The sequence below is a fragment of the Methylibium sp. genome, from assembly GCF_031393925.1.
In the GTDB taxonomy this organism is placed as follows: Bacteria; Pseudomonadota; Gammaproteobacteria; order Burkholderiales; family Burkholderiaceae_C; genus Methylibium.
On the sequence record NZ_JANMWL010000260.1, the window covers coordinates 1 to 6,367 of the forward strand.

The following is a 6,367-nucleotide window of genomic DNA, read 5'->3' on the forward strand; positions in this document are numbered from 1 at the left end:
GAGGGTTGCGGTTGATCCATGCAATGGCCAGCTGCGCCACGCTGCCACCGAGTTCATCGGCAATGGCCGTGAGCTTGCCGACCGCCGCGTTCTTGGCCGGGTCGGTGAGACCCTCGCGCAGGAAGGCCATGTTGTGCAGCGGGGCCCACACCGTCTCCTCGATCGGTGTGTGCGGGTCAGGGCGATGGCAGAACGCCAGGTCGATGCATTCGCGCTGCATGCGCTCGAGCGACTGATCGATGGCGTGGTGCAGGTACTTGCGGTTAAGCGTGTCCTGCCCATTGATGCGCGGGCGCTGGCCCGGCTTGCCGCGTTCGAGCCCCCAGCAAAACTTGGTCGAGACCACGTAGTCGAGCGAGGAGCGGCCGAGCTGCTTGAAGGCCTCGCCCATGATGGTTTCGCTCTGGCCATTGGCGTAGACCTCGGCGTTGTCGAAGAAGTTGAGCCGGCGTCCAGCGCGGCGGCCAACATCTCCTTGGCCGCGCTCACGTCGACCTGGTTGTGATAAGTCACCCACGAGCCGAGCGAGAGTTCGCTCAACTGCAGGCCGGAGCGGCCGAGACGGCGGTATTGCATGCTTTGTACTCCTGGTGGGGCGGGGCGGGCAGCGCCGGCCGAGGCGCTCACTACACTGGCCCGACCCACCAAGCCCCGAGCCTACCCACAAGCGCATCGCCCCATGAAGCCTCACGTCTATGCCGACCGCCGCGCCCGCGTGTGCGCCGCGCTGCGCGCTGCGGGCGGCGGTGTGGCTGTGCTGCCGACCGCGCCGGAGCGCACCCGCAACGCCGACAACGAGCATCCCTACCGTCACGACAGCGCCTTCTACTACCTCACCGGCTTCAGCGAACCGGGCGCCTGGCTGGTGCTCGACGCGAGCGGCAAGAGCCTGCTGCTGTGCCGGCCCAAGAACGAGGAGCGCGAGATCTGGGACGGCTACCGGCTCGGCCCCGAGGCCGCGCCCGCAGCGCTCGGCATCGACGCCGCGCTGCCATGCGACGCGCTCGACACCGTGCTGCCGCAACGCCTGGCCGACCAGGGCGCGGTGTGGTTCCCGTTCGGCGGCTACGAGGGCCTGGCCGCTCAGGTGGAAGGCTGGCTCGCGGCCGTGCGCCAGCGCTCGCGCACCGGCATCGGCGCACCCACTCAGCAACGCGACCTGTCGCCGCTGCTCGACGAGCTGCGGCTGTTCAAGGACACGCACGAACTCGACCTGATGCGCCGCGCCGGGGTCATCGGTGCGGCGGCGCACGCGCGGGCGATGCGCGTGTGCCGCCCCGGCCTCTGCGAATACGAACTCGAGGCCGAGTTGCTGCACGAGTTCCGCAAGAGCGGCGCAATCGGCCCGGCCTACGGCAGCATCGTGGCGGCGGGGCGCAACGCCTGCGTGCTGCATTACGCCGCCGGCAACACCGAGTTGAAGGCCGGCGAGCTGTGCCTGATCGACGCCGGCTGCGAGTTCGGCAGCTACGCCAGCGACATCACGCGCACCTTCCCGGTCGATGGCCGCTTCACCTCACCGCAGCGAGCGCTCTACGAGCTGGTGCTGGCCGCGCAGGACGCCGCCATTGCCGCCACAAGACCCGGCGCGCGCAAGCAGGACGGCCACTGGGCCGCCACCCGCGTGCTCGCCCAGGGCATGCTCGCGCTCGGGCTCCTCTCACGCGACACGCACGGCACGGTCGACGACGTGCTTGCCAGCGCCGCCTACCGGCGCTTTTACATGCACGGCACCGGCCCCTGGCTGGGCCTGGACGTCCACGACGCGGGCGAGTACCTGGCGCAGGACGAAGCGCCCGTTGACCAGGCAGATGGCTTTGGCGGTCGCGTACTCAGAAAGCCCTCGCGCGTGCTGCGACCCGGCATGGTGGTCACCGTCGAGCCGGGCCTCTACGTGCGCCCTGCCCCCGACGTGCCCGAGCGCTACTGGAACCTCGGCCTGCGCATCGAGGACGACGCGCTCATCACACCCGAGGGCTGCGAGCTGCTGAGCCGAGGCGTGCCGGTCAAGCCGGACGAGATCGAAGCCTTGATGCGCGGCTGAATTTGAACTCCCCCCCGCTGGGGGAGGGTTGGGGTGGATGCCAGCCAGGTCGTGCTCGCTCGCCCGACCGCCCCCCGTCCCCGCCTTCCCTCAGCGGGACAAGGAGCAAGCGTCAACCCAGCGCGGCGGCGATCGCTGCGCCAACCTCCTGCGTGCGCGCCGTGCCGCCCAGATCGGGCGTCCTCGGCCCTTCCAGCAACACCCGCTCGATCGCCGCGACGATCGCGTCATGCGCCTGCACATGCCGCGCGGTGTCGGCACCCGGCGCACGCCCCAGAAAGTCGAGCATCAGCGCGCCCGACCAGATCATCGCCACCGGGTTGGCGATGTTCCTGCCGAAGATGTCGGGCGCCGAGCCATGCACCGGCTCGAACAGCGACGGAAAACGGCGCTCCGGGTTCAGGTTGGCCGAGGGCGCAAGGCCGATGGTGCCGGTGCAGGCGGGGCCGAGGTCCGACAGGATGTCGCCGAACAGGTTGCTCGCCACCACCACGTCGAAGCGCTCGGGCTGCAGCACGAAGCGCGCGCACAGGATGTCGATGTGCTGCTTGTCCCAGCGCACGTCGGCGTGCTCGGCCGCCATCGCGGCGACGCGCTCGTCCCAGTAGGGCATGCTGATGGCGATACCGTTGCTCTTGGTCGCCGCGGTCAGCGTCTTGCGCGGTCGGCGCTGCGCCAATTCGAAGGCATAGCGCAGGATGCGGTCGACCCCCACGCGCGTGAACACCGCCTCCTGCAACACGAACTCGCGCTCGGTGCCTTCGAACATGCGCCCGCCCACGGGCGAATACTCGCCTTCGGTGTTCTCGCGCACGATCACCATGTCGATGTCGCCCGGCTGCTTGTTCGCCAGCGGCGATGGCACGCCTGGCAGGAGACGTACCGGGCGCAGGTTCACGTACTGGTCGAAGTCGCGCCGAAACTTGAGCAGCGAGCCCCACAGCGACACGTGGTCCGGCACCACCGCCGGCCAGCCGACGGCGCCGAAGTAGATGGCGTCGAAGCGCCCGAGCGTCGACGCCCAGTCGAGCGGCAGCATCTGGCCGTGGCGCTGCCAGTAGGCGGCCGAGGCCCAGTCGAAGCGCTGGAACTCCAGCGCGAGACCGAAGCGCCTTGCTGCCGCCTCGAGCACTCGCAGGCCTTCGGGCATGACTTCCATGCCGATGCCGTCGCCGGGAATGACGGCGATGCGATGCACCGTTGTTGCAGTGTCCATGGCGGATGTTAGCGACGATGCCCGGCGCGACTCGGCCCCTTGCCCCATAAAAAAAGCGGGCCAGGCCCGCTTGTGATCGCAAAAAGCTTGGCCCTTATTTCTTGGGCTCAGTCTTCTTTTCTTCCATCGGCTTTTCTGCCATTTTCTTGCACTCGGCCTTCATCTTGTCGTCCATCTTCTTTTCGTCCATCTTCTTGCAATCCACCTTCTCGCCGTCCTTCATGGCACCACCGTGGGCGGCAGCGAACGAGCCAACGGAGACGGATGCGAGGGCCGCGGCGGCCAGGATCGAAAGCAGCTTGTTCATAAGAGCCTTTCCAGGGGTTGATTGAGAATTGGCGCTCGAAATGAACGCCAATGGACTCTATAACGAACGCAAATTTGCGCAAGTTGACATGGCTGGCGTGCTTCTCGCGCTGCTTGGCGTGCGTGACTTTGTCGATCGGGGCCGCCGCCCATGCGGCCCCGCGCCAACCAGCCACTGACACCGAAGTGCTGGAACGCCTGCCATTGCGCGCGGGTGATCGCGAGGCGCGCGAGCTGAGCGCGCTGCGGGCGGCTGCGGCCCGCACGGCAACCGACCCAGTGCCCGCGGCCCAACTTGCACAGCGTTACTTCGACCTGGCAGCGGCCCGCGGCGACCCGCGCTATGTCGGCTATGCCGAGGCGGTGGTGGCCCGTTTTGCGGTGCCGCTGCCGGCCCAACTGCTGGTGATAAGGGGCCAGTTGCGGCAGTACCGCCACGGCTTCGAGGAGGCGCTGGACGACTTTGCCGGTGCGCTGGCGCAGGACCCGGCGCTGGCGTCGGCTCACGCCTGGCGCGCCGCGATCTTCCTGGTCCAGGCGCGCTACAACGCAGCGCAGAGCGAGTGCGCAGCCCTTCAGCGCCTCGGGCGCAGCACGCTGTATGGCGGTTGCATCGGCCTCTCCCAGGCCTACGGCGGCCAACTCGACGCAGCCCAGGCGTCGCTGCTGCAGGCACTAGGCGCCAGCACCGAAGCGGACCAGCGCCTCTGGCTGCTGACCCGGCTGGGCGAGGTCGCCGCCTGGCGCGGACAGCCCGCGCTGGCAGAGCGGCGCTACCGCGAGGCGCTGGATCTGGGTCGCGACGACGGCTACCTGCTCGCCGCATGGAACGACTTCCTGCTCGATGCCGGTCGGCCCGCGGAGGTGATCAAGCAGTTGGCGGGCTGGGAATCCTCCGACCCGCTGCTGCTGCGGCTGACCGAGGCAGAGGCCGCGCTCGGTCTGCCCGAGGCCGCCCGGCACATCCAGGTGCTTGACGACCGTTTTGCCGCCGCCCGGCTGCGCGGCGACACCACGCACCGCGCCGAAGAGGCACGCTTTCAACTCAAGCTGCGCGGCAACCCCGACGCAGCGCTGCGCCTGGCGGCTGACAACTACCGCGTGCAGCGCGAGCCCCGCGACGCGCGCATCCTGCTGGAAGCGGCCGTTGCAGCCCAGGACGCAGGAGCAGCGGCCGCTGCCCGAGACTGGCTACGCGCGACGGGCTTCGAGGACTCGCGCCTGCGGCAACTGGCGCACGCTTCGACACGGGTCTCGGGCCGCACGGCCGGGCCAGCGAGCGTGCCGCCATGAGGCGGCTGCTGCGCTGCGCTGCATGGGTCCTGTTCATGACGTGGTCGCTTGCGGCACTGGCACACAAGGCCAGTGACAGTTACCTCGTCCTGGAAGTCCAGGGCCGCGCCGTATCGGGCCAGTGGGACATCGCCCTGCGTGACATCGACTTTGCGCTCGGCCTCGACCACGACGGCAACGGCGAGATCACCTGGGGCGAACTGCGCGCCCGCCACACCGACATCGCCGCCTGGGCGCTCGGCCGCCTGTCCCTGCAGCGCGGCGGGGCCTGCCTGCTCCGGGTGGTCGAGCACCTCGTCGACGACCACACCGATGGGGGCTACGCGGTGTTGCGGCTCGCCGGCGAATGCTCCGCTGCCAGCGCGGACCTGACGCTGGACTACCGCCTGTTGTTCGACGTCGACGCCCTGCACCGGGGCCTGCTGCGCTTGAACCTGGACGGTCAGACGCAGACGGCGGTGCTCGCCCCCGACAGCGGCACCCAGCGCTTCCAGCCCGGCCGGGCATCGCGCCTGGCCCAGTTCAAGCAATACCTGGTGCAGGGCATCTGGCACATCTGGATCGGCTTCGACCACATCCTGTTCCTGCTCGCGCTGCTGTTGCCGGCGGTGCTCGTGTACGAGGCCCGGCGCTGGCGCGGCGTCACGACCTTCGGCGTGGCGCTGCGCGAGGTGCTGTGGGTAGTCACGGCCTTCACGCTCGCGCACTCGATCACGCTGACCCTGGCGGCCTTGCGGCTGGTCGAACTGCCCTCGCGACTGGTGGAGTCGACGATTGCGGCCTCCGTGGTGCTGGCGGCCCTGAACAACCTGGTGCCGGTGGTCCAGCGTCGGCGCTGGGTGGTCGCGTTCGTCTTCGGACTGATCCACGGCTTTGGCTTCGCCAGCGTGCTGGCCGAGCTGGGCCTGCCGCCGGAGACCCTGGTGATGTCACTGCTGGGCTTCAACCTCGGGGTGGAGACCGGACAGCTCGCGATCGTGGCCCTGTTCCTGCCCGTCGCCTACGCGCTGCGCAGCACGCGCTTCTATGGTCGCGGCGTGTTCGTCGGTGGCTCGCTGATCACCCTGGCGGTGGCCCTGGTCTGGCTGATCGAGCGGGCGTTCAACCTGAAGCTGATCAGCGCCTGATGCGCAATCGCTTTTAATCGTATGAAACCAGTCGTTCCAGAGCGGCGCGGTTTTCAGCGCGGCTGGCATCCGGTTTTCGGAAGGTTCGCGGGGCGCGGCAGGCGGTGTGCGCAACCAGAGCACCGAAGGGTCTGCAAACGCACGTCCTGGCAGACACCACCGCACGCCGCGAGCCCACGACGCGGCGGTTTGCAACGCAACCCACCGCCGTGGTTGCAAAGGCGCGTCCGGGCAGGCGGCAGCGCGCCTTCGAGGCGCTGAGGAGCACAGGGCTCGTGGCCGCGCGCAGCGCTTAGTCCTCTGACTCGTCGCGCTTGTTTGAACGAAGCGAACGCAGTGAGCGCAGTGAGTTGCGCGACGGGCCACGAGACCGAGCACCGC

The 6,367-nt window shown here is 69.0% G+C and carries 5 protein-coding genes and 1 pseudogene; 3 read left to right on the forward strand and 3 right to left on the reverse strand.

Annotated features, from left to right (window positions below):
* A pseudogene (locus RMO12_RS13710) lies at positions 1 to 576 on the reverse strand (aldo/keto reductase); the annotation flags it as partial.
* Between the two features lie 103 nt (positions 577 to 679).
* Here RMO12_RS13710 and RMO12_RS13715 point away from each other — a divergent pair.
* Positions 680 to 2,044: an aminopeptidase P N-terminal domain-containing protein gene (locus tag RMO12_RS13715; protein ID WP_309639710.1), complete on the forward strand. Its 1,365-nt coding sequence runs from the start codon at positions 680 to 682 to the stop codon at positions 2,042 to 2,044.
* A 112-nt stretch (positions 2,045 to 2,156) separates the two neighbouring features.
* Here the strand turns inward: RMO12_RS13715 and RMO12_RS13720 are convergent, their stop codons facing one another.
* Both RMO12_RS13720 and RMO12_RS13725 read right to left on the reverse strand, forming a co-directional pair.
* On the reverse strand, positions 2,157 to 3,260 hold the full coding sequence (locus RMO12_RS13720) for a tartrate dehydrogenase (protein WP_309625167.1): 1,104 nt from the start codon (positions 3,258 to 3,260) through the stop codon (positions 2,157 to 2,159).
* Between the two features lie 94 nt (positions 3,261 to 3,354).
* Complete coding sequence (locus tag RMO12_RS13725) at positions 3,355 to 3,567, reverse strand: hypothetical protein (RefSeq protein ID WP_309625168.1); 213 nt, start codon at positions 3,565 to 3,567, stop codon at positions 3,355 to 3,357.
* A gap of 185 nt (positions 3,568 to 3,752) precedes the next feature.
* On the opposite strand from RMO12_RS13725, the gene RMO12_RS13730 reads away from it, so the two are divergent.
* Positions 3,753 to 4,859, forward strand: coding sequence for a hypothetical protein (locus RMO12_RS13730; protein ID WP_309639711.1), 1,107 nt, complete (start codon positions 3,753 to 3,755; stop codon positions 4,857 to 4,859).
* Positions 4,860 to 4,894: 35 nt separating this feature from the next.
* Positions 4,895 to 5,986, forward strand: coding sequence for a HupE/UreJ family protein (locus RMO12_RS13735; protein WP_309639712.1), 1,092 nt, complete (start codon positions 4,895 to 4,897; stop codon positions 5,984 to 5,986).
* The last annotated feature ends 381 nt before the right edge of the window (positions 5,987 to 6,367 follow it).

Coding starts and splice junctions, on each gene's coding strand:
- RMO12_RS13715 (WP_309639710.1), top strand. CDS start 680: ATGAAGCCTCACGTCTATGCCGACCGCCGCGCCCGCGTGTGCGCCGCG.
- RMO12_RS13720 (WP_309625167.1), bottom strand. CDS start 3,260: ATGGACACTGCAACAACGGTGCATCGCATCGCCGTCATTCCCGGCGAC.
- RMO12_RS13725 (WP_309625168.1), bottom strand. CDS start 3,567: ATGAACAAGCTGCTTTCGATCCTGGCCGCCGCGGCCCTCGCATCCGTC.
- RMO12_RS13735 (WP_309639712.1), top strand. CDS start 4,895: ATGACGTGGTCGCTTGCGGCACTGGCACACAAGGCCAGTGACAGTTAC.